This is a genomic window from Myroides albus, assembly GCF_024722315.1.
In the GTDB taxonomy this organism is placed as follows: Bacteria; Bacteroidota; Bacteroidia; order Flavobacteriales; family Flavobacteriaceae; genus Flavobacterium; species Flavobacterium album_A.
Window position 1 is genome coordinate 3,374,780 of sequence record NZ_CP102754.1, and the last position, 25,515, is coordinate 3,400,294.

22 protein-coding genes are annotated in these 25,515 nt (G+C 33.6%); 17 read left to right on the top strand and 5 right to left on the bottom strand.

The features are described from left to right. The first annotated feature begins 3 nt into the window (after positions 1-3). Together mdh and secDF are read left to right on the top strand one after the other, a co-directional pair. The gene (gene mdh, locus NWE55_RS15045; protein WP_155091439.1) at positions 4-939 is read left to right on the top strand and encodes a malate dehydrogenase; all 936 of its coding nucleotides are present in this window, start codon (positions 4-6) and stop codon (positions 937-939) included. A gap of 137 nt (positions 940-1,076) precedes the next feature. Further along, positions 1,077-4,070 (top strand): protein translocase subunit SecDF, encoded by a 2,994-nt coding sequence (secDF, locus tag NWE55_RS15050; protein WP_155091440.1) that lies wholly within the window; start codon positions 1,077-1,079, stop codon positions 4,068-4,070. A gap of 623 nt (positions 4,071-4,693) precedes the next feature. Here the strand turns inward: secDF and NWE55_RS15055 are convergent. Continuing rightward, complete coding sequence (locus tag NWE55_RS15055) at positions 4,694-6,829, bottom strand: class I SAM-dependent methyltransferase (RefSeq protein ID WP_258204374.1); 2,136 nt, start codon at positions 6,827-6,829, stop codon at positions 4,694-4,696. A gap of 112 nt (positions 6,830-6,941) precedes the next feature. On the opposite strand from NWE55_RS15055, the gene NWE55_RS15060 reads away from it, so the two are divergent. Further along, positions 6,942-7,406, top strand: a complete 465-nt coding sequence (locus tag NWE55_RS15060; protein WP_155091442.1) for a hypothetical protein — start codon at positions 6,942-6,944, stop codon at positions 7,404-7,406. Positions 7,407-7,559: 153 nt separating this feature from the next. Then, a complete protein-coding gene (locus NWE55_RS15065) occupies positions 7,560-7,748 on the top strand; it encodes a DUF4177 domain-containing protein (RefSeq protein WP_155091443.1) in 189 nt (62 codons plus the stop codon). Positions 7,749-7,789: 41 nt separating this feature from the next. Here the strand turns inward: NWE55_RS15065 and lgt are convergent, their stop codons facing one another. The 4 genes from lgt to folE all read right to left on the bottom strand — a co-directional run bounded on the left by lgt (position 7,790) and on the right by folE (position 11,291). Continuing rightward, a complete protein-coding gene (gene lgt, locus NWE55_RS15070; RefSeq protein ID WP_155091444.1) occupies positions 7,790-8,719 on the bottom strand; it encodes a prolipoprotein diacylglyceryl transferase in 930 nt (309 codons plus the stop codon). Positions 8,720-8,834: 115 nt separating this feature from the next. Next, entirely contained in the window at positions 8,835-9,059 is a 225-nt protein-coding gene (gene yidD, locus NWE55_RS15075; protein ID WP_155091445.1) for a membrane protein insertion efficiency factor YidD, read from the bottom strand. A gap of 56 nt (positions 9,060-9,115) precedes the next feature. Next, a complete protein-coding gene (gene cysS, locus NWE55_RS15080; RefSeq protein ID WP_155091446.1) occupies positions 9,116-10,594 on the bottom strand; it encodes a cysteine--tRNA ligase in 1,479 nt (492 codons plus the stop codon). A gap of 25 nt (positions 10,595-10,619) precedes the next feature. After that, entirely contained in the window at positions 10,620-11,291 is a 672-nt protein-coding gene (gene folE / locus NWE55_RS15085; RefSeq protein ID WP_155091447.1) for a GTP cyclohydrolase I FolE, read from the bottom strand. Positions 11,292-11,706: 415 nt separating this feature from the next. Here folE and NWE55_RS15090 point away from each other — a divergent pair, with 415 nt between their 5' ends. The 13 genes from NWE55_RS15090 to NWE55_RS15150 all read left to right on the top strand — a co-directional run bounded on the left by NWE55_RS15090 (position 11,707) and on the right by NWE55_RS15150 (position 25,503). Then, the gene (locus NWE55_RS15090; protein ID WP_155091448.1) at positions 11,707-12,324 is read left to right on the top strand and encodes a DUF4240 domain-containing protein; all 618 of its coding nucleotides are present in this window, start codon (positions 11,707-11,709) and stop codon (positions 12,322-12,324) included. A gap of 21 nt (positions 12,325-12,345) precedes the next feature. Beyond that, entirely contained in the window at positions 12,346-12,840 is a 495-nt protein-coding gene (locus NWE55_RS15095; RefSeq protein ID WP_155091449.1) for a hypothetical protein, read from the top strand. A 652-nt stretch (positions 12,841-13,492) separates the two neighbouring features. Continuing rightward, complete coding sequence (locus NWE55_RS15100; RefSeq protein WP_258204375.1) at positions 13,493-13,861, top strand: winged helix-turn-helix transcriptional regulator; 369 nt, start codon at positions 13,493-13,495, stop codon at positions 13,859-13,861. A gap of 200 nt (positions 13,862-14,061) precedes the next feature. Beyond that, entirely contained in the window at positions 14,062-14,574 is a 513-nt protein-coding gene (locus NWE55_RS15105; protein ID WP_155091451.1) for a hypothetical protein, read from the top strand. Position 14,575: 1 nt separating this feature from the next. Then, positions 14,576-14,905 carry a hypothetical protein gene (locus NWE55_RS15110; RefSeq protein WP_155091452.1) on the top strand — a complete coding sequence of 110 codons (330 nt, stop codon included), beginning with the start codon at positions 14,576-14,578 and terminating at the stop codon, positions 14,903-14,905. Between the two features lie 4 nt (positions 14,906-14,909). Beyond that, entirely contained in the window at positions 14,910-15,389 is a 480-nt protein-coding gene (locus NWE55_RS15115) for a hypothetical protein (protein ID WP_155091453.1), read from the top strand. A gap of 263 nt (positions 15,390-15,652) precedes the next feature. Then, a complete protein-coding gene (locus tag NWE55_RS15120; protein ID WP_155091454.1) occupies positions 15,653-16,513 on the top strand; it encodes an alpha/beta hydrolase in 861 nt (286 codons plus the stop codon). 1,414 nt (positions 16,514-17,927) lie between these two features. After that, positions 17,928-18,386 (top strand): MarR family winged helix-turn-helix transcriptional regulator, encoded by a 459-nt coding sequence (locus NWE55_RS15125; protein ID WP_155091455.1) that lies wholly within the window; start codon positions 17,928-17,930, stop codon positions 18,384-18,386. Positions 18,387-18,677: 291 nt separating this feature from the next. After that, a complete protein-coding gene (locus tag NWE55_RS15130; protein ID WP_155091456.1) occupies positions 18,678-19,235 on the top strand; it encodes a hypothetical protein in 558 nt (185 codons plus the stop codon). Between the two features lie 129 nt (positions 19,236-19,364). Beyond that, positions 19,365-19,778: an HYC_CC_PP family protein gene (locus NWE55_RS15135; protein WP_155091457.1), complete on the top strand. Its 414-nt coding sequence runs from the start codon at positions 19,365-19,367 to the stop codon at positions 19,776-19,778. Between the two features lie 84 nt (positions 19,779-19,862). Then, entirely contained in the window at positions 19,863-21,254 is a 1,392-nt protein-coding gene (locus NWE55_RS15140; RefSeq protein WP_155091458.1) for a TolC family protein, read from the top strand. A 6-nt stretch (positions 21,255-21,260) separates the two neighbouring features. Next, positions 21,261-24,419 (top strand): efflux RND transporter permease subunit, encoded by a 3,159-nt coding sequence (locus NWE55_RS15145; RefSeq protein ID WP_155091459.1) that lies wholly within the window; start codon positions 21,261-21,263, stop codon positions 24,417-24,419. Positions 24,420-24,423: 4 nt separating this feature from the next. Next, positions 24,424-25,503 (top strand): efflux RND transporter periplasmic adaptor subunit, encoded by a 1,080-nt coding sequence (locus NWE55_RS15150; RefSeq protein ID WP_155091460.1) that lies wholly within the window; start codon positions 24,424-24,426, stop codon positions 25,501-25,503. Positions 25,504-25,515 lie beyond the last annotated feature (12 nt).

Consider the following 25,515-nt stretch of genomic DNA (forward strand, 5'->3'; position numbering starts at 1 on the left):
AGTATGAAAGTTTCTATCATTGGCGCAGGAAATGTTGGGGCAACCTGTGCAGAAGTTATTGCAAATAGAGGAATTGCAAGTGAAGTTGTCTTAGTAGATATCGTTGAAGGCTATGCCGAAGGTAAAGCGATGGATATTATGCAATGTGCTGCTACTTCAGGATTTGATACTGTTGTAAGTGGTTCTACAAATGATTATTCAAAAACGGCAAATAGCAACGTTGTTGTTGTAACTTCTGGAATACCACGTAAACCAGGCATGACAAGAGAGGAGTTAATCGGAACAAATGCAGCTATTGTTAAAACAGTTATTGAAAGTGCTTTAAAATTCTCTAAAGATGCCATATTTGTAATTGTAACTAATCCATTAGATACAATGGCTTTAGCAGCTTTAAAAATTACAGGTTTACCTAAAAACAGAATTATTGGAATGGGTGGAGCATTGGATTCTTCTCGTTTTAGATATTTCTTGAGTCAAAAATTCCAAAAACCTATGGCTGATGTTGAAGGTTTAGTTATCGGTGGGCATGGTGATACAACTATGATTCCACTTACGCGATTTGCAACTTATAAAGGAGTTCCTTTTAGTGAATTTGCATCGGAACAGGACTTAGAAGAAGTGGCAAAACAAACTATGGTAGGTGGAGCAACTTTGACTAAACTACTTGGTACTTCAGCATGGTATGCACCAGGAGCATCTGTTTCATATATAGTAGATTGCATTTTAAACGATAGAAAAAAGATGGTTCCATGTTCAGCTTTTCTTCAAGGAGAATATGGAGTAAAAGATTTGTTTATTGGGGTTCCATGTATCCTTGGAAAAAATGGAATTGAAAGCATAGTAGAATTCAATTTGAACGATGCTGAAAAGGCAAAATTCAATGCAAGTGTAGAAGCGATATTAGAAACGAATAAAGGATTAACAAATTTTTTGGGTTAATAAGCTGAAATGTTAAAATAAAGTAATACTTTGCGACTGTTTTTTACTGATATTCTTCAAGGAAATATTGGTTAAGTATTATGCATATTTTATATTTGCTCGTTTTTAAAATAATAAATAATTAATTTTTAATAATAATGCAGAACAAAGGACTCGTTAAATTTTTTGCAATAATATTTGCATTGGTAAGTATTTACCAACTTTCATTCACCTTTGTTACCAACCATTATGAAGATAAGGCTAAGGCTTTTGCTGGAGGAGACTCTAATAAAGAGTTTCAATACTTAGATTCTATTGGTAATCAAACGGTATTTTTAGGACAGACATTTAATGAAGTAAGAGCTAAGCAAATCAATAAAGGTTTGGACTTAGAAGGAGGAATTAGTGTGACTTTACAGATTTCTATTAAAGATATCTTGAAAGGTTTATCTAATAACTCAAAAAATGCTGTTTTTAATAAGGCATTAGCTGATGCTGAGTCTATGAGACAAGGAAACCAAACATATTTAGATGGTTTCTTTCAAGCTTTCGATAAAGCGTCAAATGGAACAGTAAAATTAGCTTCTTCAGACATCTTCGCTAATAGAAATCTTAGCGAAATAACAGTAGATATGTCTGATAGCCAAGTAAAAACAATTTTAGAAAAAAAGGTTGCTGAGTCTGTCGAGAGTGCTTATCGAGTTTTTAGAGAGCGTATTGACAAGTTTGGAGTAAGTCAACCTACTATTCAATTGTTGGGTACTTCTGGGCGTATCTTAGTAGAATTACCAGGAGCTAAGGACATTGATCGTATTAAGAACTTATTGCAAAGTACTGCTCAATTAGAATTTTGGGAAACTTTCAAAAACAAAGAGATTAGAGGATTCCTATATTCTGCTAACGCATATTTAGAGTCAACAGAGAAAAAAGTTGATACTAAAAAACAAGAGGTAGTAGATAATACAACTTCTGAAAAATCTGAATTAGAAGCTATTTTAGGTGCTGCTAACAATGATAGTATTGCAGCTGAACCAGTTTCAAGAGGACCAATCCTTGACTTAATGTTAGGAGAAGGTAATCCAGAGGGGCCAATCTTAGCTTATTTCCAAGCAAGAGATACTGTAAAGGTAAATGCATTGTTAAAGCGTCAAGATGTTCGCAATTTATTGCCAGCAGATCAGAAATACGCTCGTTTTGTGTGGGGTAAACCTGCAAAGAAAAACGAAGGTGTAGTTGAATTGTACGCTTTAAAAACTAATCGCGATGGTATTCCACCATTAAGTGGTAGTGTTGTTACTGGTGCTCAAGATGAATTTGATCAGTTTGGTAAATCAGTTGTAGGAATGCAAATGAGTCCAAAAGGTGCAAAAATCTGGGAAGACTTAACTGGTAAAGCTTATAGAGAGGGATCTCAAATTGCAATTGTATTAGATAACGTTGTGTATTCTGCTCCAGGTGTTACTTCAGGACCTATCTCAGGTGGAAGATCATCTATCTCAGGAGATTTTACAATTGCTGATGCAAAAGATTTAGCTAATATTTTAAGAGCTGGTAAACTACCTGCAGGTGCTGATATAGTTCAGTCAGAAGTTGTAGGACCATCACTTGGACAAGAAGCTATTGATGCTGGTATGTTATCTGCTGTAGCTGGTTTAATTATTGTAGCAGCTTGGATGGCATTCTACTACGGAAGAGCTGGATGGTATGCAAACATTGCTTTATTAGCTAACTTGTTAATCTTATTTGGTGTTTTAGCAAGCTTAGGTGCTGTATTAACTCTACCTGGTATTGCAGGTATTGTATTGACAATGGGTACTGCGGTGGATGCAAACATTATTATCTCTGAACGTGCAAAAGAATGTCTACGCAAGGGAATGAATCTTTCAGAGACAATCAAAGAATCATATAGCTGGCATGGAGCAATGCGTCCTATCGTTGATGCTAACGTTACACATATCTTAACAGGGGTTATTTTATTTGCTTTTGGTGATGGACCTATCAAAGGATTCGCAACTACTTTATTAATCGGTATTGCTACATCTTTGTTCACATCTATTTTTATTGCTCGTATCTTTATGGATAGAGATGTAATAAAAGGAAGAACTTTAGCTTTCTGTACAAGTATAACTAAAAACTGGTTCACTAATTTCCATTTTGATTTCTTGAAATTGAAGAAAGCTACTTATGGACTATCAGCAGTGATTGTAATTGTTTCTTTTGTATCATTCTTTACTAATGGATTTGATGAAGGAACTGACTTTGTAGGAGGTAGAACTTTCCAAGTGCGTTTTGATCAACCTGTTGCAGCTACTGAAGTAGGTGATAAGTTAGGTCAAGTATTTGGTGTGAATGTGGAAGCGAAGGTGTTTGGTAACAAAGAACAACTTAAGATTACTACCAAATATAGAGTAGAAGAAGAAGGTGCTGCAGTTGATAAAGAAGTAAACGAGAAGTTATATGAAGGACTAAAACCTTTCTATAAAGAGGAGTTAACTTATGATCAATTTGTAAACACTGGTGAAGGTAAGAGTTTAGGGGTTATTCAAGCTTCTAAAATCGGACCGAGTATGGCAAAAGACGTAAAACAAAATGCGTACTGGGCTGTTATTGGTTCTATGATTGCAATCTTTATTTACCTTGCTATCTCATTCAAAAAATGGCAATACTCACTTGGAGCAATTATTTCTGTAGCGCACGATGTTATTTTCGTATTGGGTATTTACTCTTTAACTTATAAGATTATGCCTTGGCACATGGAGATTGACCAACACTTTATTGCAGCTATATTAACTGTAATTGGTTACTCAATGAATGATACTGTTATTGTATTTGACCGTGTACGTGAATATATTGCAGGTAAAACGAAAGGAGATTTCAATAAGATTGTTAATGACTCTGTAAATACAACATTATCAAGAACAATCAATACTTCTGTAACATTAATCATGGTATTATTGATTATGTTTATCTTTGGTGGAGATTCAATTAGAGGATTTGTTTTCGCTATGTTGATTGGTATCGTTGTAGGTACTTATTCATCATTATTCTTAGCAACTCCAGTATTAGTTGATACAATGCCTCGTAAGGATAAAGAAGAAATTGAAAAGAGACACAAAGAAGCTCAAGAAGAATTAGCTGCAGAGCAAGCTTAATCTTTTTTGACTTACAATATATAAAAGCCACTCAGTAATGAGTGGCTTTTGTTATTAATTGAATTATCAAGAAACTTTAATATAGAAGTATGATAATCTTCTCTAAAAGTCAAACAGTTTCTATGTGATATAAGACAATAGTATAGCTATGACTTCATTGCTTATTAATAGAAAGGTTTAGATGAGTTTGCGATATGTATTTAGCCATAGATATATTATTTCTGTATTAGATCTAATAGAATCGCTTGTTGATTAGAATAGTTATGCAACTTAGCAGCATTTGTTATGGTAGTATACATTTACTTAAATGAAAGTAAACAGGTTAGTACAGAGATTATTGATTGATTTACTTTAAAAAGTATTGTTGATAGCATATAGATAGTCAAGGAACAAAAGTAGTAATGACTTTATTACACAATGGAGACTTGACAATAAGAGCATTTTATAACAATATAAGGTCAATGATTTATTTGAAGAATTAAATATCAAATGCTATTAAATCAAGCTTTAGTATTATTAATGAAAACAATCGAAAAGGATGTATATTCAATTTTAATCAATATACTTAATATAAAAATTAAGTTTGTTCCCATTGACATAAAGAGTTAATGGGAACTTTTATATTACTGATTTTTGATACAGTGATTTAATCTAAAAATGGCGATAAGCAAATGAGCATCTTGAATCTTTTGAATATTTTTTAGTAGTTCATCTAAATTAACCCAGTATAGCTGTTCACTTGGCTTATCTAAGTGAACGAGATATGGGTATGCCTGCTCAGGTGTGATACCTATACTTGGAAAGTATTTTTCACCAAGCTTTGAGTAATGTGTTACTTGGCAACCTTCGATCTTTAAACTTGAGAGATACTGTTCTAATTGATTAAAATGAGCTATATTCTTGTTTAAGCGAAACGCAGGAACAGTAATTATTGAACTATTGCCAGAAAAGGATTGAGGCACAGGTAAATCCCTTCTTTCTAAACCTATATAAACTTGATCTTCTTTCTTAACTACAGGTATGGTTACCACTGTATTGCAGCTATAAGTTCTCGGATATACATATTCAAGTATTGTATTACTGTGCATTTGTTTTGTTTCGCTAAAATAAGCTCTACTCGAACGCATAAATTCAGCATTTTCTAAACTGTTTTCATATACTTGAGTATTTATACTTAATAAATCATGAATATTAGTAATTTTTAGTTCTGTTGTCGTTGTTATAGTTGGTTTAATACCTAACCACTTAGGTAAAGCCATTTTTAAGTTAAAGAATAAATTGTAAATATTTAACTCTAATCTAGCCTCTACTAAAGCTCCAGTCTGAGCGGTACTTAATAGTTGGGCTGCGTCATATTCGTGTAAGAAACCAGAATCTTTAAATCCTGTGATACTTCCATCTAAAGGTAGGTTCTGTTTTATTGTCTTTTCAAGTGGTAAGAACAAGGCCTTTACTCTTTCATTTATCCCTCCTGGTGAAGTATAATAGGATAGAGAATTAGTGAACATTGTCTCATTAGCTTGTATCTTAAATCTCCTTTGTAATTCGGCACATAAGTCATTACTTTCTCCAAGGGCAATTCCCTCTGTAATATAACCGCTGTAGTGTTTACAATCTATAATGGGCGAGTCTGTGTTTAAATTGGCAAGAGGACGTGGGTATCCACGCTTTGCAATAATCTTTAAACCTTCGTTTGTATTTCGGTATGGAATAATGTCAATTACACTATTGGGACGTTCTACGACATCGTAAATTTGCTTTGTATTCTTATTGATAAAAGACGAATGTTTGAGAAAAGGTACTTGAGCTTTTGGTAGGTGGCGAACGAGTTGAATGTCTTTTCCTTGAACCACTTTTTCACCAGCAATTAGGTAGTTAGTTGGAGGAAAGCCTATATCATTGCCATTTAAGTCATAGATTGTAAATTCTCCTTTATAACGATTGTTAATGATCCACTGATTATAAATTGGAGCAGATACAATAATACGCAAGCCTAATTCTTTAAAGATCGTCTCAAAGTCACTTTGTGTATAATAACCATATTCCTCTTGTAATTCAATATTCCAGTTGGCATAGTAATCTTTTCGGCGGACAAACTCTACTACATCAGTATAATAAGCTTGAAAGCGTTTGGTATTGGTTTTTATAGAAGGTAATTCCGCTATTGGAAACCCTTGTTCAGTCGCTAAAGATCTTGCAGTTTTACTAAATTGAATAAAGAGATCTGCATCGTTTGGTCTATCTTTTTTATCCAGAGTAGAAAACTCTACTACAACCTCTTTTTGTTCTACCTTTACAAAGTCACGGATGACAAGTATACCGTTCTCTTTCAGTAAATCTACTTGCCTTTTAAGGGTGCTCAAAGCTCTATTAGAATCATAATCATTGTAAGAAGTGATGTGATGAATAGCAGAGCAATTAAAAAAGCCACTAATTGTATTTTCTTCAAATGCCAATAGTTTTTCTCCATCATCTTCTTTGAACGTAAGATTGGGCATTGTATATAAATCATTTGCAATTTCGACCATCTTAGGGTTTATATCGACTCCAATAATATGTTGGTTAGGGAATAGTTGAGCAAGGATTGCCGTACTGGTTCCTGAGGCCATTCCAACATCTACTATAGTATTCCCATCCTTAGGTTGAAAGAAAACACTTGCAGACGCAACCTTTTCAATGGAAATAGCATCCATTGCTTGTAAATATTGTTGATAATCTTTTTTATTACCTCTATCCTGAGTAGTATATTTGATATCCATTTTGATGTATATTTTGCCTGATGAAAAGTAGTGATTTTATGCTATAAAAGGCAACGAAAATTTACATTAAATAGGGTGGAGGCGATTTGTCTTAATTATGAAATAAAGTAGAATGAAAAATATAATTAGAATAATTCTTATGTATTTTGTGGGATATGCAATTCTCTTGATGCTGCTTGTGTTTGTCTTGCCAATATCTTCCAAAGTGTTAATTATCGTTTTGTCACTGATAACGTTATTATTAGGCAGTTTGATTACTTATCAATTTTTAAAAGATAAAAAGCAATATAACAATACTCTTTATAGTCATCCATCACATATACCTATGCTTTCGGACTCAGTAAATCTAAGAGGATACAAGAAGATTTCCTCTAAAGCACTTTTGTTTAAAAGCGCAGTAAGCAATATTGAATCGTACTTTAATTCCCAAAATCTATCTCTCGTGTATCCAAACAGCGGTAAAGTAAATTATCCTTTAGATTCAATTGTGGAAGTAAAGCGCACAAGTACTAAGATTGCCAACACATCCGTTTGGAGTATTTCTATAAGTGAGGCAGGGGGGGATAATAACCTATAAGTTTATCCTTAACATTCGCTTGTGGAATAAAGACTTTATAAGCTTTTATAATTTTCTATTACAAGCAAATCCAACGGCAGTGAAATCATAGCGTAAGTGGCTAAGTATATAAAAAAGGATTATCTTAGAACTAATAATTAATAATATTGTCTTATGAAAAGATTTGAATACAAAACAATTGAAATTCTAACCAATGGATTCTTTGCCAAAATGAAAATAGAAGAAGCGGATAGGATATTAAATGATTTAGGAAGTCAAGGTTGGGAACTTGTATCTGCAGCCCCTTGTATTACCGGGAGTACTACACAAAGAATCTATTATACTTTCAAGAGAGAAATATAAATAGAGAGAGCTAATCTTGATTGATTAGCTCTCTTTTTATTTTATGATGTATAAACTCTATTTTTAGCCGTTATCCACAGGTAAATTCCTACAAGGATAAACGGAATACTAAGCCATTGTCCTGTTGATAGCAATCCTAAAGTATCTTCAAAGCCTCCTTGGCTACCTTTGACAAACTCTACTATAAATCTTACTGTCCATAATAGAACTAAAAAGACACCAAATATTAAACCTAAGTTTTTACGAGCATCTGTCTTCCAGTACATATAGTAAATTATGATAAAGACAATCACATATCCAAATGCTTCGTACAATTGAGTAGGATGTTTAGGTACTACTTTGGCTAATACTTCGGCAAAACGAGGATCTGTAGCAGCTGCATGATAAGCTTGGTTGTAATCATTTATCCCAGTGATTTGTCTGATTTCATTTGGTGAAAAGCGATCTCTTAGAAAGCGAATACCCATAGCGCTTGTTGTTTCATGCCCGACAATTTCAGAGTTGAAAAAGTTACCTAAGCGAACAAATACTCCTCCACTGGTAACAGGTATAACGATTCTATCTAATATCCAAAGGATAGGTTTCTTTACAATTTTCTTACTGTAATAATACATAACTAAAATAATAGCTATTGCTGCCCCATGACTGGCAAGTCCACTAAATCCAACGATTTCAAACTTAGGAGAAAAGCGCACAGGGGAGATAATCTCAAAAAGGTGGTCTTTGTAGTAATCCCAATCATAGAAGAATACATGCCCTAATCGAGCTCCAACTAAAGTAGCTAATACTGTGTAAATAAAAAGCTTGTCGAGTTTTTCAACTGATTCTCCTTCGCGATCATAGATCTTTTTCATCAAGAACCAACCTAAACCAAAAGCTACAACAAACATCAAGCTGTAATAGCGCAGTTTAATAAAACCTAAGTCAAATCCTTCTGAAGGATTCCATATCATATTTAGTGAGTGTATCATAAATACAGTGTAGAGTTAAAAGTTAAAAGTATGAATTTATCTTTACTTTTAAAAAAGAGATTGCAGTTTAAGTGCATTCATCATTAAGTTTGTTTAATAAGGCTGAGTAGTCAACTTAAGGGACAGGATCATATCCTTTACCTCCCCAAGGGCCACAACTCAAAATACGCTTAATAGCCAACCATCCTCCTTTAAATAAACCGTGTTTCTTTAAAGCCTCTAAAGTATATTGTGAGCAAGTAGGACTATACCTGCAAGCAGGGGGAAACAGAGGAGATATTGCGACTTGATAAAATCGCACAAGCACAATAAAAGGAAATATCAGAATCTTTTTAAGCATAAGTCTATAAGAATAAAAAGCTATAAGAAGGTTATCTTATAGCTTTTATTATATTATTAAAATGTAAATGTAGTGCCTTCTTTACCATCTTTAAGTTCAATACCCAATTTGGCAAGTTCATCTCTAATGTGATCAGACATTGCAAAATCTTTATTAGCACGAGCTTCGTTTCGCATGCCGATTAACATATTGACTACCCCTTCAAGTTTTCCGTTATCAACAGTAGTTGCTTGACTATCTTCTAAACCTAAGACATCATATACAAAACCATTCAAACTTGTAGTTAGTTCTTGTAAATCAGAAACTGAAATAGTTTCCTTATTGTCTTTGATTAAGTTGATCATCTTAACTGCCTCGAATAAGTTTGCAATTAAAATTGGGCTATTAAAATCATCGTTCATTGCATCATAGCAAGATTGCTTCCACTTGGCAATATCTACAGAAGAATTACTTGAAGTCTTTAAATCTTTTAGCGATTTAATTGCTTCCATTAATCTGAAGTAACCTCTTTCAGAGGCTAAAATAGCATCATCTGAAAAATCTAAAATACTTCTATAATGAGCTTGTAGAATAAAGAATCTTGTCACAGCTGGTGAAAACCCTTTACTTAGGATGCTATTTTCTCCTGAGAACAATTCGTTTGGCAAGATATTATTTCCAGTAGATTTAGCCATTTTCTTACCATTTAGAGTAAGCATATTAGCATGCATCCAATAGTTAACAGGTGAGTTACCTGTAGAGGCTTCATTTTGTGCAATCTCACATTCGTGGTGAGGAAATTTTAAATCCATTCCACCCCCGTGAATGTCAAAGTGCTTACCTAAGTACTTTGTACTCATTGCTGTACATTCAAGGTGCCAACCAGGGAAACCATCTCCCCATGGAGAAGGCCAACGCATAATGTGTTGTGGTTCAGCATTTTTCCATAAGGCAAAGTCCAAAGGATTCTTTTTGTCAGATTGTCCGTCTAATTCTCTTGTATTAGATAACATATCTTCGATCTTACGTCCACTTAAAACACCGTAGTTATAAGAGTTATTATACTTTTCGACATCGAAGTAAACAGAACCATTAACTTCATAAGCAAAACCATTGTTGATGATTTCTTGAATAATGTTTATTTGTTCAATAATGTGTCCTGTAGCTGTAGGCTCAATACTTGGAGGTAAATTGTTAAACTGCTTAAGGATGTTGTGAAAGTTTAAGGTATACTTTTGCACAATTTCCATAGGCTCGATTTGTTCAATACGAGCTCTTTTAGCGATTTTATCTTCTCCTTCGTCTACATCGTCAACCATATGTCCTACATCGGTAATGTTTCTAACGTAGCGTACTTGATATCCCAAGTGCTTTAAATAGCGATACACCAAGTCAAAAGAAATAAAAGTACGACAGTTCCCAAGATGTACATAATTGTAAACAGTAGGTCCACATACATACATACCTACTTTTCCATCATGGATAGGTGTGAAAACTTCTTTTTCTCCAGATAAGGAGTTGTACACTTTTAATTGTTGTTCTTGATATAATGCCATATTTAAAATAATATCTATGTTGTAATTAGAATTTAGTTTCTAATTTGATGTAATCTAAAAATTCCTTGCGTACACTTTCTTCTTGAAAACGTCCACCAAATTCAGCAGTAACTGTACTACTTTCGATATCGCGGATACCACGAGAGTTTACACATAAGTGTTTTGCATCAATCACACATGCAACATCTTCTGTATTAAGAACCTTTTTGAGTTCATTAACGATTTGAATAGTTAAGCGTTCTTGTACTTGTGGTCTTTTAGCAAAGTAATCTACAATTCTGTTCATTTTAGACAAACCAACTACTGTTCCATTAGAGATGTAAGCCACGTGTGCACGTCCTACGATAGGAAGTAAGTGGTGCTCACAAGTAGAATATACAACGATGTTCTTTTCAACTAACATTTCGTTGTATTTATATTTATTGTCAAATGTAGAAGAACTTGGTTTCTTTGCTGGGTTTAACCCTCCAAATATTTCTTTTACAAACATCTTAGCTACACGGTTAGGTGTTCCCTTTAAGCTGTCATCAGTTAAGTCTAAACCTAAAGTGTTTAAAATGTTCTCTACATCTTTTTTTATAATTTCTATTTTTTCGTCATCTGTGCGGTCAAACGCATCACTTCTTAATGGTGTAGCATCACTTGAAGCAATGTGGTTATCTCCCATTTCGTCGTGAAAATTTTCGTCTGTGTTCATTTATGCTTATTTTTAATACATATTGTTTTTAATCGCTACAAATATAAGTAATAAATATAGACCAAGGTAGGGGAGTATTTATAAAATATAAGTGAAAGTACAGTGGTTGTTATTCCTTTGAATTATAGGGCTAAGTTTTTAATTGTTACAGCAGCAGGTTTAAAATGTTATCTATTTGAAAGTAACTGTATTATATCCAAATAAAAATAAGAGTAGATCATCCTGTATTCATTGAATTTCTATAAAAAGATTAATTAATTGTAAATTGGTACTTAGCTTTTCTCTATTAAAATAACAAAAAACTCTTTAACAATCACTATTGTTATACAAAAGTATTAGTTCTAAATTTGTTTAAGGGATAAGCAAATCTTTGAAAAGAATAGCTTATCTACTTACTAAGTGAAAATAACTGTATATGAATATACGTTTAGATGAAGCCTTTTTTTGGGATATTATCAGACAAGGTAATCAAAGTCAAAATGAGGAACCTTTCGATACTGATGAACATATAGATCAAATAGTTACCGTTTTATCTCAATATGAGAAAGACGATTTTATTCTATTTGAAAAAGTATTGAGGGAGAAAATCAATCAGTTAAACAAAGTGGAAATAGCTGATTTTTATATTATTCTGAACAATTTTTTTGAATTTAAAAAAGAGGTTTACGATTTTGAAGGATATATTTCAACAGATGATTTTATCTATTTTCGCTGTTGGCTAATCTTACAGGGAAAGGAATTTTTCTATGATATAGTTCAGAATATAGAATCATTTATCAGTGGTGACTACTCTTGCGATATTGGGGATACAAGTGCAGAAGGACTGTTGTATGTTAGTGAGACAGCCTATGAAGTGAAATATGACAAGGAAGACTCTTTAGTAATTCGAGATGCAACTGATTTACTATATCCTGAAATAGAACATTATGATTTAGCTGAGAGTGACTGGGTTCGTGAGCCTTATTCAGGTAAGGAACTTCAAAAACACTATCCAGAATTAGTTAGAGAAATTGGAGAATTAAGAAGCGAATAAGTAATCCTAATGCCTACGCATATGTTTGGAGAAGAATTGTTTATCGATGCTATAAAGCAAACTTTTGATCAAGAAGATTTAGCTATTATCAAACTAACAGAGTTGAATTATCAATTCATGAAAGAATACCTTTCTTTAGACTTTGCAGAGTTTATGAGAAAGTATTCCTTTAGACAAGAACTTGACTTTAATAGCAATTACTTTCATACTCCTAACAGCTTTCGAACAGAGAATTTAGCAATACACAATCAAGAATTATACAAGAAGGGATATTTCATTATAGGAAGTGGTTTGAACGGAGATCCTATTGTTTTTAACAAACATACTTCTCGTATAGGGTATATCTTTCACGACTTGCTATGGGAATCCAATAGCCTACCTATAAGTGAAGTACACATCGATATGGGCATGGACTTGGGAACATTCTTTTACTTGTCAGCTACTGCTGCTGATTTTTCTATAGATGCCTATACAGCAAAGACATTTAGTCATTATAACGAAGCTACAGATTTTTAACAACACGACTTAAAGATAACTTAGCTTTAATTACCTACAAAAGCGTATTCTGAATTTATTTCAGGTGCGCTTTTTTTTACTCGATATCTCAAGTCAGAGGATATGTAAAAGATTGGTTAAATAGAATAAACAAGATTGCCTTTTGCACGTGTTCTTACTCATTATGCGAAGTAGTTTGATTTTAATATTGAAAGGTTTAACGAGAATATTCTATTCATACAACTACGTATTATTTTGCTTTAGTGTGTTAGGCAAATTCCAAACTTATTAAACAAATGACATAATACTGCTTTCCTTGGTCTTTCTTGGGGGTTTCTTGGGGGGTTCTTGCACTATTCTTGCAGTTTTACTGCCAAAAAGGGGTGTTTTAGCAAGCAAACTGCTACCAACCCCCAAGCAACCCCTAAGGAAGTGCGACCAAAATAGCCTCCTTTTTTGTAAAAAAAGATAATCAGTCAGAATTATATGAGGACAATCACTTGTAAAAATGAATAGTTTAATTCTTAAAGCTTTCCCTTTTACCATTGCTAAAAGTTCATTTAAAATTGAAACCTATTCCAAATTAAATACAATAAGTTACTTTTAGAATAACAAATAGAGTTATTTCGGTAGTATATTATTCACAAAATGAGATAGAATATAGTATCTTTGTATGTTACAAGAAATTGATATGTTTTCAGCAAAATCAAAGCAGATTTATGATGTTTGTGGTGTTCGTTTGCCCTTGGATATTTTAGCCAAAAGTTGGAATGCTGCAATTTTATTAGAACTTGAATTGGTTCCTGCCGGCACATTAGAATTACATAGAAGTATTATTCCTAAAATAAGTAAAAGGATCTTGTCTAATCAATTAAATGAGCTTGAACAATTGGGGGTAATAGGCAGGAAGATCGTTCCTGAGACAAATCTCAAGATAGAGTATGAGTTAACACCACGTGGCGTAGAAATAGTCTATATTTTGAAGCAATTACAACTTTGGAGCGACAAACACAATAAGCACTTACTCAAGAATGCAGAGTAACAAGGTTTTAAATGCTGTTTTAAACTAAATATTAAACAACTAAGTACCGTTCTTAGGGGTATTCTTATTTAAAGATTTAGAAGGTTATTACAAATGGATTTTTTATACCATATTTTAGAGGTCCTTTTGTGAAATATACTTAAAAACAAGGCGAATTACAGTAATTAGGAAAATAGAATGAGAGCAATTAATGAGTTTAAATGGAATTGAGAAAAGAAATATTGCCACAAATGAATATTGCACAAAAGCATTATGCTCAAGTGCTAAAATCTATACGAGACTACTCCCAGTATATTAATGAGTATGATGATAAGCATGGCATTATTTATAGCAAAGTAGAGGAGTACTTATCAGAACTAACCCAAAAAGACCTCTCTCAATACAATTTGAGTGAATGGTGGGAGGAGGAAGAAATGGAGGTTCTTGCTTTCCGTATTGCTTTACCAGATCCACTAATAGTAAAACATGTTAGCCAAGAAGAATTGACGCAAGTAATTACTAAAATAAAGACTTTTGAAGATCAATTAGGACAAGAAGAAGTCTTGACTTTCGAACAAGAATTTGGATTGTATTTAGATGAGTATTACCACAAGTGGTTAAAGCTTAATTTTGAGCGATATGACTACGCTTTATTTCTTCGAAATAGAGATAAGTATGGAAATTACTTTGAGTACAGTATTCAGGAAATTGTACGAAAATTAATAGGCGAGTAGTATGGTGCAAGAGAATAGTTCCGAGCAAATTTCCATTGTCGATGGTCAATACCTCATTCATATTGAGTTTGTTGAAATGAGAATGTCGCTATGGGTAGGGGTATTTTCAATTGAGAATATGCAAACAAAGGAGGTGATCTTAAACTTTAAACGACATAACTTCCACTTTCTTACGGTGAAGGAAATTGAAAATACTGTAGTGATAGTATTTCAAATTTACCCTAATGGACAGAACCAATATGAGATGTCTATCAATTTTGATTTAGAGCAGATTGCATTGTTTGGGAAGATTTATAACTTTATGGAGTATAACAATAGTTTTGTAATTTAGTAGTATGAAAGAAATAAAAAGTATTAATGTTGCGCTATTTGACCAAGCGGTTGAGATTATGAAACAGAAGTTTAATATGGAGAAACGCCCTCTAACAAAAACTGCTGAAGCTAATTTTATTCGAAATTTCGGAGAGGAAATAGGTACGTTCTTTATTAACCACTCTTACGAATCTGGATGGCGTTTTGGCAAGAATTTGTTTAGTCAAGTTGCTTTCTTACATGGTTCTAACTTTAGTAAATACAATAAAGAAATCTATAAAAAAGGATATTATATCATCGGTAGCGGATTACACGATGATTTAATAATTTTAAACCTCAACACGGGAACTATAGGGTATATTGACTCGGATTTGTTTTATCGCAGTGAGAAGGAGTATACGGTTGAAGAACTATTTAAAGATACAGGATTAGATTTAGGCACTTTTTATTATCGTTCTGTCGTAGAAGACGATAATTTTTATGGAAGAGCAAGTGACTTATAATGAAGGTATTAAATAATAAAACAAAGAGGTGTCTAAATTAGATGCCTTTTTTTGTTTGATTTTACGGGTTTCCGTAACAGACCTAATAGGAGAGTTAGTAAATTTAACTGGCTAAGAAAAGACGTTTTGTTGTTGTTGAAAAAGGAGCTATTCTATTGGAGAATAGCTCCTTTTCTATTTTTAGCAAACTTCATTGGAATAATTAAATTAAATAAAACTATTCTTTTTGATACATTTGGAAGTTTCAAACTAATAAAACAAAAATGATGAATATAAAATTAGCCTTATGTGGAGCAGCGTTATTAGCTACAATGACCAGTATTGCTCAGGAAAATATAAAACCATTAGAAATTGGTAAAACTATAGCATTGCACTCAGAAATTCTAAATGAAGAAAGAGTAATCAATGTCCTTTTACCTGCAGAGTATGATCCTTTATCTAAACAAGAATATCCCGTTGTGTACATATTAGACGGTGGAGTAGAAGAAGATTTTATTCACCTGGCAGGATTGGTCAAGTTTAACTCTCAGCCTTGGATAGCGCGTTTTCCTAACTCTATCGTAGTGGGTATAGAAACGATCAATCGTAGAAAGGATATGACTTTTGCAGTAGATAACCTTGATTTCGTTGAGAAAGTGGGGTATAGCAAAGATATGTTTGTTGAATACGGCAGAGCAGAAGCTTATACTGCATTCTTAGAATCTGAAGTAATTCCCTACATAGAAAGAAACTTTCACGCAAGTAATCAACGAACTGTTATCGGAGAATCGTTAGCCGGCTTATATTCAACTTATGTCCTGTTAAAACATCCATACTTATTTGAAAATTATATTATTATAAGTCCAAGTTTATGGTGGGCAGATGGTAAGTTATTAAATAAAGACTCCCTTTGTTTGTTAGATAAAATTAAACAGGATATCAATGTTTATGTAGGCGCTCCAAGCAAAGAAGAAGATGAAATGATGTATCAGTATGCTAAGGATTTATATGACAGCTTACAAGGTAATAAACATATTACTTCACACTTTGACTACCTGCCAGAGGAGTTACATTCAACTGTCATTCATCAAGCTGTTAATAATGCTTTCCGTTTAATCTACAATAAAACTTATTTCTCTAAATAGGAGATTATTCAACTAAAAATAATACACAGGGCTACTCATTCTTTGGGTAGCTAGCCCTTTCTGTTTTTTTGAAGCCTTCAACACATGGTTAGATCAAAGGGAAAAAGCATCGCTTTTTACATAAGAAAGAACAAGTCAAAATGCTCTTTTTTATACTTCATCAAAAAGGCGTAAAGCTGTGTTTTGGGTTTAGCTATCTCAAAGCTTTTCCTTGTTATAATGAGAAATAAAGTTAGATGCAGATAAGTAAAAAAGTCAATTAATATAATCTTCTTTAGACCGTGATGTAAAGTTGATTCTAGGATAGAAATTTGAAATAAAAGATGTTTTTCAGGTAAAATAATTTCTTATAAAAGAGAGTATAAAAAGGGTAGGGTTGCAGATCTTTATCATCATAGTATATCGTTTATTTTCGAAATTGTAAGGTTTGTAATTTGGTAAACTGACAAAATGAATCTCCTGAATCTATATAATATTACAAGATATAAAATAGGAGTTAAGTATCTTTACTTAAACTAATACTTTAAATAAAAAATTAATAGGTTAACTTACTTTGTTAGCCATCTATTTTGAATAGGAGTCCCTCTGTAAAAAGGTCTTTTTGTCAAAATGTCAGTATCCCTAAGAGGTTCATTTAGCAAGGTTTAATTAGGTTTAAAGTTGGTAAAATCATTCCTTAAAAAAACACTAATTTTTAAAATAAGATATAGGTAAGGCCCCTTATAACTAATTAAACCTAACTTAAACTAAGACTTTAAGTATTATTTACAACTATTTGATTTTAAGATATTAATGTAATTAAAATATTTATTGTTAAATATAAAAATTGCATATTGTTGTCAAGGTTATTATATTTGCAACAACAATGTGGCTTATTTCAAACTATAAGAAGTTGTCAAAAGTTATTTTATAGCTAAAACCAGCTCTCAGTCAACAAAGGAAGTTAATTGTGCTTTTTCAAAGTCAAACACCCTAAAGCAACTTAATTTAGCAGTCTTTAAAGTTGTTTTATTTTTGAGCTAACTTATTTTGATCAGATTCGTATTTGAATAGCATTGAGCAGTTAGTTATATAGAGTTGACTTGTTGCTAAATTTATTTTCCTCTGTAATTATGATCTGCTTCCAATGTAGTTAGCAGATTTAATACAAGAACTAAATCTCGACAAGTTTGGTTCGATTTAACTTATAGATACTATAAGAAAAATAGGTTAAGCATTCTGACTTTTACAATTGGAATAGTTTTTAGAAATAGATAAAAAACACCACATTTTTTATTCTAGTTACCGTGAAAAAAATGCAATAAATTTTAGTTTTAGAATTTGAAAAATCGGCTTCCATAAGTTGGAGTATATTTTGAAATTTATTAAGTAAAGACAAGAGATAAATTTAGAATCAAAGACATAAGAAATTACGATGACACAAACAGGAGATTTACAATTCGAATCGACAGAATTAAGTTCTGGTTTTTTACTTTGGCAAGTAACTATGGCTTGGCAGAGAAGTATAAAAAAAGAGTTAGATAAGTTGGACATTACCTATACCCAATTTGTTTTATTAACAACATTGGATTCGCTTTTACTACAAACTAATATCGTATCACAGATTGATATAGCGAACCACAGTTATACAAATCGCATGATGGTATCGAAAGTTTTACGCACTTTAGAAGAAAAGAAGATGATTCAAAGAAAAGATCACCCTACAGACACCAGGGCCAAAATAATCAATTTGAGCCCTTTTGGGAAAGAATCTTTAGAGAAAGCTATCATTGTAGTAAAAGAAGTAGATAATGCCTTTTTTAGTGTCTTAGGGCCTTATAAAGGGGTATTGGACTTGAATATGAAATCTCTTTGGGAGAATACTAAGGAATAGCTAAGCCTTAAACCCAGATTCCGCATTAGCCAAATACTATAAAGCAATTCTACTTCATATCTCTTTCATTAGTTCTAAAACCATACTATCGTATGCTTCACTGACTAATTTAGAACTGTTTTGTATCATTACTTTTCGTTTATATGTCTATAGCGTAATCTGGGTTAAAGAGAATTATTTTCTTTTTTTAAAGACTCATTGAATTTATGTGTTATAGTTTTTAGACTTTATTTAGTCATAGACAACTAAGCTATTGAAGGAATGATTATGTTTGATACAAAATGTTTTATAATGAAAAATACGTTTATATTACTCAGTTTGGCATTTGCCGTGAACTCTTTTGCACAATCTTCAAAGGAGTTAGCTCCAAAAAAATTTCTAAACAGTTTATCACAATTATGTGGTACAGCTTATAAAGGCAAGATTGTATCGACTTCTGTTCCTGAAGATTTTAAAGATAAAGAATTGCTTATGTATGTTATGCAATGCAATAGCGATCAAGTTAAGATTCCCTTTTTTGTAGGTGATGACTTATCGAGAACATGGATATTTACTCTAAAGGGAGAAAGGTTGGAGCTAAAACACGATCACCGCAAGGAGGATGGAGTAGCAGATGAAGTAACAATGTATGGTGGAACAACAACAAATACAGGAACTAATAATATCCAATTCTTTCCAGCTGATCAACAGACAGTTGATTTATTAGCGCCTACTGCTGGCAATGTTTGGTATGTTACAGTCGATGAGTTTAAGTTTACCTATAATTTAAAACGCGTTGATAAAGAGAGTGCTTTCTCAGTAGAATTTGATTTAACGGCGCCTGTACAAACAGACAAAAGACCTTGGTAAGATTTGCATAAAAAGCTCTATTTAATTTTTAGAGCTTTTTTTCTGCTTGTTCTCAAGCATAATTATACAACTCCCTATCAAAATTGTATAACAATCTATTTAGAGAAGTAGTATAATTTAGCAACCACAATGAAGAAGGTATTTTCCATATTATTTAGTCTATTATTTGTTGTTATTTCGTCTGGATTTACAACATATCAGCACATCTGTCAAGGAATCGTGCAACAGACTTCTATGTCTTCAACTTACGAATCAAAAAGTGAATGCGGATTCTGTAAGGTGAATGGAAAACAAGTGGAGAACCCACAAAAGGAATGTTGTAAGCAAACTGTTGAGATAGTAAAAGTAAAAGCTGATTTTCAGAAAACATCTGCTCAAATTGTCAAGGCATCATTCTTTATAGATGCCATTTTACATCCTTATTTTGGTTACGTATTCCAAGGTGTTGTTTCAACAGTTTCTCAGACTGCTTCCTTTCTTCCTTATGTTTACTTCGTAAGAGAAATTCCTATCTACATCAAGAATTGCGTATATAGAATTTGATTAAGAAATCATATTGATAAATATACCTTATTCAATTTTAAGGTATAGAGTTCTTTATTTTTTAATTAAACGCAATGAATATTTATGAAAATGAATAAATTAGCTTTGTTCATTTTATTTGGTATTGCCTCAAGTGCTTATGCTCAAAAGCTGACACTTCAACAAGCAATCGAACAAACTACACAAGAGTATGACTTATTAAAAGTCAAAGAAGCTAAACTAAAAGCGCTACAGCAGAATACTACTTATACGCAAGGAAACTACTTCCCTGATTTGACCTTTGGTGCTCAACAAAGTTACGGTACTATTAATGCTCAGAATGGTCCTCTTTATGCTTATGGAGGATTGGGATCTGCTTCAACTTCAATGCCTTTAGCAGAACAGAATTGGAATGCTGCATTCGGATCATTATACTTTGCCAACATTAATTGGAATGTTTTCTCATTTGGAAAAACAAGACAACAAGTAAAGATGGCTAAAGCTCAAGAACGAGTAAGCCTTGAAGATCTCAATCAAGAAGTATTTAAGCAGCAAATCAAAGTAGGAGCTACTTATTTGAACCTTTTAGCAGCTCAGCGCATTAAATTTGTACAAGAACAAAATCTTCAGAGGGCTAAGGTATTCTACGAGGTAACAAAAGCCAATGCTGATAGCGGTTTAATTGCTCAGGTGGACGAACAGTTAGCTCAAGCAGAATTAGCCAATGCTCAAGCACTTTATCTAAAAGCTTACGACAAGGAGATTGAATATCAAGAAGCTTTGGCTGCTTTGCTAAATCAAACAACAATGCCATATCAGTTGGATGAAGTCTTTACGATTTCTCAGCCCAATATAGCTGAAGGTTTATCCAATGAGGTAGTAGAACACCCTATTTTGCAATTGCATCAAAGTCAAATAGATCAAAGCAAAGTTATGGAGAAACTCATTGTTAAAGGGAGTCTACCTACTTTAAATGCCTTTGGTATTATTCAGGGTAGAGGATCAGGTTTTGAGTGGAACTATGTACAAGATAATACTGCATTTACTCGAAATTACAGCAATGGCGTTGGTATTGATCGTTCAAATTATTTAGTAGGTCTTACTTTGACTTGGAATATTACAAACTTTTTCAAGACTACTTCCAAACGCAAAGAACAAGAGCAGTTCACAAATAGCCTTTCTTATCAATACAGTAGGATGAGCAAAGAACTGGAAAATCAACAAAAGTTGGCAGCAGAAAAATTTGTCAATGCCCAGGATATTTTAGGACAAACAAAAATACAGGTTAGTGCTGCAAGCACTGCTTTTGCACAGCAAAAAGCATTGTATGAGAATGGATTGAGCAACTTAGTAGATTTTACACAAGCTTTGTATACCCTACAAAGAGCCGAGATTGATTTTGAGATAGCACAGAACAATGTCTGGCAAGCTTTGTTATTGGAATCTTCTGCTAAGGGAGATATAAATTACTTGTTAAACGCTATACCCCAAAAATAAAAAAAGATGAATTTAATACGTTTTGCTTTGCGCAAACCAATATCAATTATGGTATTGGTATTGGGACTGTTATTCTTTGGAGTAAAGTCATCTAAAGATATCCCTGTTGATATTTTACCCGAGATGAACCTGCCAGTGGTTTATATAGCCCATTCATTCAATGGGTATACACCACAACAAATGGAAGGTTATTTTACAAAGATGTATGTAAATATGATGTTGTTTGCCAATGGCATCAAGAGTATAGAAACAAAAAACACACAAGGGTTGACCTTGATGAAAATAAATTTCTACGAGGGAACAGATATGGGAGAAGCGATTGCCTCAATTTCCGCTCTGTCTAATCGTTCAGTTATATTTTTACCACCAGGAGCACCGCCTCCCTTTATTATTCGATTTGACGCATCTTCTCAACCTGTAGGGCAGTTGGTCTTTAGATCGAATACTAAAACTAATAATGAATTACAAGATATTGCGAATTTTGCAGCAAGGCCTCATTTGATTAAAATTCCAGGATTAACAACTGCACCTCCTTTTGGTGGGTCTCCGCGTACTATAGAGATTAATATTGATCCGAATAAAATTCGTACACATCAGATTTCTCCAGAACAAGTTGTTGAGGCAATCACTCGTCAAAACGTGACTATGCCTTCTGGAAATATTTACGTTGGAGATAAAAACTATTTAACACCAACAAACAATACGCTTAAAACAGTCGAGGAGTTTGGTGATATTCCCCTGTTCAAAGGACAAGTAGACAACGTGTATATTCGCGATATTGCTACTGTAAAAGATGGTGCAGATATAACAACAGGGTATGCCCTTGTCGATGGTAAGCGTTCTGTATATATCAACATTGCCAAGTCAGGTAAAGCTTCTACTTATGATGTAGTAGAGAAACTAAAAGAGTCTATTCCTCATATACAGAGAAACTTACCTGAAGATGTGAAAATCTCCTATGAGTTTGATCAATCTGTCAATGTAATCAATGCTGTAAAGAGCTTAATTGTAGAGGGAGTTTTAGGTGCTTTATTGACTGGACTTATGGTCTTGATGTTCCTAAGAGATCCAAGAGGAGCTTTTATTGTTATTCTTACCATACCAATTGCCATTATTTCATCAGTATTATTTTTGAAATTATTTGGTCAGACTATAAATATTATGACCTTATCAGGTTTAGCTTTAGCTATTGGTATTTTAGTAGATGAAAGTACGGTTACTATAGAAAATATACATCAACATTTGGCCTTAGGTAAGAATAAGGCACAAGCTATTTGGGATGCGTGTAAGGAAATAGCTTTTCCTAAGCTATTGATTTTGTTCAGTATTCTGGCCGTTTTTGCACCAGCTTTTATGATGACTGGTATACCAGGTTCGCTGTTTATGCCTTTGGCAATGGCTATTGGTTTTGCAATGACAGTATCATTTTTGCTCTCACAGACTTTTGTTCCTATTATGGCCAATTGGATGATGAAATACGATATAGCTAAACACAACCTACCAGAGAAGGCAAGTGGCTTTGACAAATTTAAGAATCGCTTTGTCGCTTTGGTGGATCGAATGATGCCAAGTAAACGCATTATTGTAATCTTCTCAACCGTTATCGCTTTGATTAGTGTAGCAATTTTATATGTCAACATTGGAAAAGACGTCCTTCCTACTGTTAATTCAAGTCAGGTTCAATTAAGAATTACCGCTCCTGAAGGAACGAGAATTGAGCATACTGAAAAAAAGATAAAATCAGTATTGAAAGAAATAGAGGATTTATACGGCAAAGAAAAGATTGCTATTTCCTCTGCCTTTATAGGACAACATCCCTCATCGTTTGCTGTTAGCCCGATTTACTTATACAATGCTGGACCACACGAAGCGTTGATGCAGATTTCGTTTAAGGATTTCAAGGGTAATACGGACGAATTGAAAGATGAAATAAGACAGAGAATAAAACAGACATTGCCCGAGTTAAAACTAACTTTTGAACCTATTGAGTTAACGGAGAAGATCTTGAGTCAAGGGACCAATACACCAATTGAAATACGCGTATCTGGTATGATGAGAAAAATGAATATGATGGTAGCTAATAAGTTATTGGTCAAACTCAATCAGATAGACTATATGCGTGACCAACAAATGCCAATCTCGATGAATTATCCTTCTTATGAGATTAATATTGATAGAGTACGCGCAGCACAATTGGGGTTAGATGCAATGGATATTGCCAAATCATTAGTTGCTACAACAGCTTCTTCCAGATATACTAATCGCAATATGTGGGTAGGAGGTATGATGGGGATTGCCTATGACGTGCAAGTTCAAATGCCTCAAAATCAATTAAACAGCAAGCAGGAGTTAGAGAGTATTCCATTGACTAAGAATGCAGATCGCCCAGTTCTAAGTGATGTAGCAACAATTACTGAAAGTAAAGCTTTAGCAGAAAGTTATAATGAAGGAACCATGGGATATGTCACCGTTATTGCCAATATACATCAGACAGATTTGAATCGAGCAAAGCAAGATGTAGAAAAAGCTATTGCAGAGTTGGGAGAATTGCCAAAAGGAGTAAACGTTGAATTAAAGGGAATGGCCCCTGTTTTGGACGAAACAATGAAGAGCCTTGCTAATGGATTGTTAGTTGCCATTGTCGTTATTTTTTTAATGTTGACTGCTAACTTCCAATCGTTTAAAGTGTCGTTTGTGATTTTAACTACCGTTCCCTTTGTGATGTTGGGCTCATTGAGTTTACTTAAACTAACGGGATCGACTGTAAACCTACAATCATATATGGGAATAATTATGTCTGTAGGTGTATCCATAGCAAATGCAGTATTGTTAATTAACAATGCAGAGACTTTGAGAAAATCAGGTTGGAGTGCAACAGCCTCTGCTATAGAAGCAACCAAACTGCGCATTCGTCCAATAGCAATGACGACTTTAGCAATGATTGCGGGAATGATGCCTATGGCCATAGGATTTGGTGAAGGAACAGAGCAGGTAGCTCCATTAGGTAGAGCTGTGATAGGAGGCTTATTCGCCTCGACTTTCTCTGTACTAATAATTTTGCCTATGGTTTTTGCATGGGTAATGAATAAATCTACAAGACAGTCACCGTCGTTAGACCCAGAAGATAAAGAAAGTATCCATTATTTACCAGTTGATAATAAGTAATAAAATGAAAAGAGTATATATCGCTATATTGAGTTTAATTGTACTTGCTGGGTGCAATAAAAAAGAAGAACAGCCTGTACAGGCAAATGAGCAACAACAAATGAATATGATGCTCACAGAGACTTTTGAACTAAAGAAGTCTAATCCTCATGTAAAATTACAACTCCCAGCAGAAATTAGAGCGGATCAACGCACCGAGATATTTGCTAAGGTCAATAGTTATGTAACAGATCTAAAAGTAGATATAGGAGATAGAGTTAAAAAGGGGCAAGTATTGATGATTTTGAACGCTCCGGAACTACAAGCTCAAGTGCTCAGTGCAGAAGCTAAATACAAGGCCCAAGAAGCAAATTATATCTCATCTAAAGCTACGTATGATAGAACATTGAAAGCAAATCAAACCCAAGGGGCTATTGCTCCGGATTTTTTAGAGCAAATTACGGCTAAAATGCTTGCAGATCAGGCACAATTGAATGCTCTAAAAGCTGCTTATCAAGAGGTTAAAAGTATTGATCAATATTTAGTTATTAAAGCGCCCTTTGACGCAGTAGTTACCAGTAGACAAGTGGATGTAGGTGCTTATGTAGGGCCAATGAATAAAACGCCTTTACTTATTGTAGAGGATACCAATAAGTTGAGATTAAACTTATCCATATCGGAGGCTAATACACCGTATTTGCAAATGGGTGATACAGTTTCCTTTACTGTACGAACCATGCCTCAGGATAGATTTAAAGCTATAATTACGCGTAAGGCTGGAAGTTTAGATCTTAAATTGAGATCAGAACAAGTACAAGCAGATTTAGATAATAGCAAAGGATTGCTAAAGCCTAATATGATTGCCGATGCTGTTGTACAACTCAAAGCAAAACAGGCGAGTTTCTTTGTGCCTAAATCAGCATTAGTGGAGAGTAACTTGGGCTTATACCTTATTGAAAATAAAGCAGGCATCGCTCATCATCATAAAGTTAGAAAAGGTAGAACAATGCCAATGATGATAGAGGTATTTGGAGATCTTCACGAAGGGATGAGAATGCTTAAAATGGCAACAGAAGAAATTGCCGATGGGTTAAAAATCAATTAATAATTAGTAAAA

Excerpts from the sequence above, each read along its gene's own strand:
- NWE55_RS15150 (WP_155091460.1), top strand. The coding sequence starts at position 24,424 with ATGAAAAGAGTATATATCGCTATATTGAGTTTAATTGTACTTGCTGGG.
- NWE55_RS15135 (WP_155091457.1), top strand. The coding sequence starts at position 19,365 with ATGAAGAAGGTATTTTCCATATTATTTAGTCTATTATTTGTTGTTATT.
- mdh (WP_155091439.1), top strand. The coding sequence starts at position 4 with ATGAAAGTTTCTATCATTGGCGCAGGAAATGTTGGGGCAACCTGTGCA.
- NWE55_RS15100 (WP_258204375.1), top strand. The coding sequence starts at position 13,493 with ATGTTACAAGAAATTGATATGTTTTCAGCAAAATCAAAGCAGATTTAT.
- NWE55_RS15125 (WP_155091455.1), top strand. The coding sequence starts at position 17,928 with ATGACACAAACAGGAGATTTACAATTCGAATCGACAGAATTAAGTTCT.
- NWE55_RS15095 (WP_155091449.1), top strand. The coding sequence starts at position 12,346 with ATGTTTGGAGAAGAATTGTTTATCGATGCTATAAAGCAAACTTTTGAT.
- NWE55_RS15145 (WP_155091459.1), top strand. The coding sequence starts at position 21,261 with ATGAATTTAATACGTTTTGCTTTGCGCAAACCAATATCAATTATGGTA.
- NWE55_RS15115 (WP_155091453.1), top strand. The coding sequence starts at position 14,910 with ATGAAAGAAATAAAAAGTATTAATGTTGCGCTATTTGACCAAGCGGTT.
- folE (WP_155091447.1), bottom strand. The coding sequence starts at position 11,291 with ATGAACACAGACGAAAATTTTCACGACGAAATGGGAGATAACCACATT.
- NWE55_RS15055 (WP_258204374.1), bottom strand. The coding sequence starts at position 6,829 with ATGGATATCAAATATACTACTCAGGATAGAGGTAATAAAAAAGATTAT.
- cysS (WP_155091446.1), bottom strand. The coding sequence starts at position 10,594 with ATGGCATTATATCAAGAACAACAATTAAAAGTGTACAACTCCTTATCT.
- yidD (WP_155091445.1), bottom strand. The coding sequence starts at position 9,059 with ATGCTTAAAAAGATTCTGATATTTCCTTTTATTGTGCTTGTGCGATTT.
- NWE55_RS15065 (WP_155091443.1), top strand. The coding sequence starts at position 7,560 with ATGAAAAGATTTGAATACAAAACAATTGAAATTCTAACCAATGGATTC.
- lgt (WP_155091444.1), bottom strand. The coding sequence starts at position 8,719 with ATGATACACTCACTAAATATGATATGGAATCCTTCAGAAGGATTTGAC.
- NWE55_RS15120 (WP_155091454.1), top strand. The coding sequence starts at position 15,653 with ATGATGAATATAAAATTAGCCTTATGTGGAGCAGCGTTATTAGCTACA.
- NWE55_RS15105 (WP_155091451.1), top strand. The coding sequence starts at position 14,062 with ATGGAATTGAGAAAAGAAATATTGCCACAAATGAATATTGCACAAAAG.
- NWE55_RS15130 (WP_155091456.1), top strand. The coding sequence starts at position 18,678 with ATGAAAAATACGTTTATATTACTCAGTTTGGCATTTGCCGTGAACTCT.
- NWE55_RS15060 (WP_155091442.1), top strand. The coding sequence starts at position 6,942 with ATGAAAAATATAATTAGAATAATTCTTATGTATTTTGTGGGATATGCA.
- NWE55_RS15090 (WP_155091448.1), top strand. The coding sequence starts at position 11,707 with ATGAATATACGTTTAGATGAAGCCTTTTTTTGGGATATTATCAGACAA.
- NWE55_RS15140 (WP_155091458.1), top strand. The coding sequence starts at position 19,863 with ATGAAAATGAATAAATTAGCTTTGTTCATTTTATTTGGTATTGCCTCA.
- secDF (WP_155091440.1), top strand. The coding sequence starts at position 1,077 with ATGCAGAACAAAGGACTCGTTAAATTTTTTGCAATAATATTTGCATTG.
- NWE55_RS15110 (WP_155091452.1), top strand. The coding sequence starts at position 14,576 with ATGGTGCAAGAGAATAGTTCCGAGCAAATTTCCATTGTCGATGGTCAA.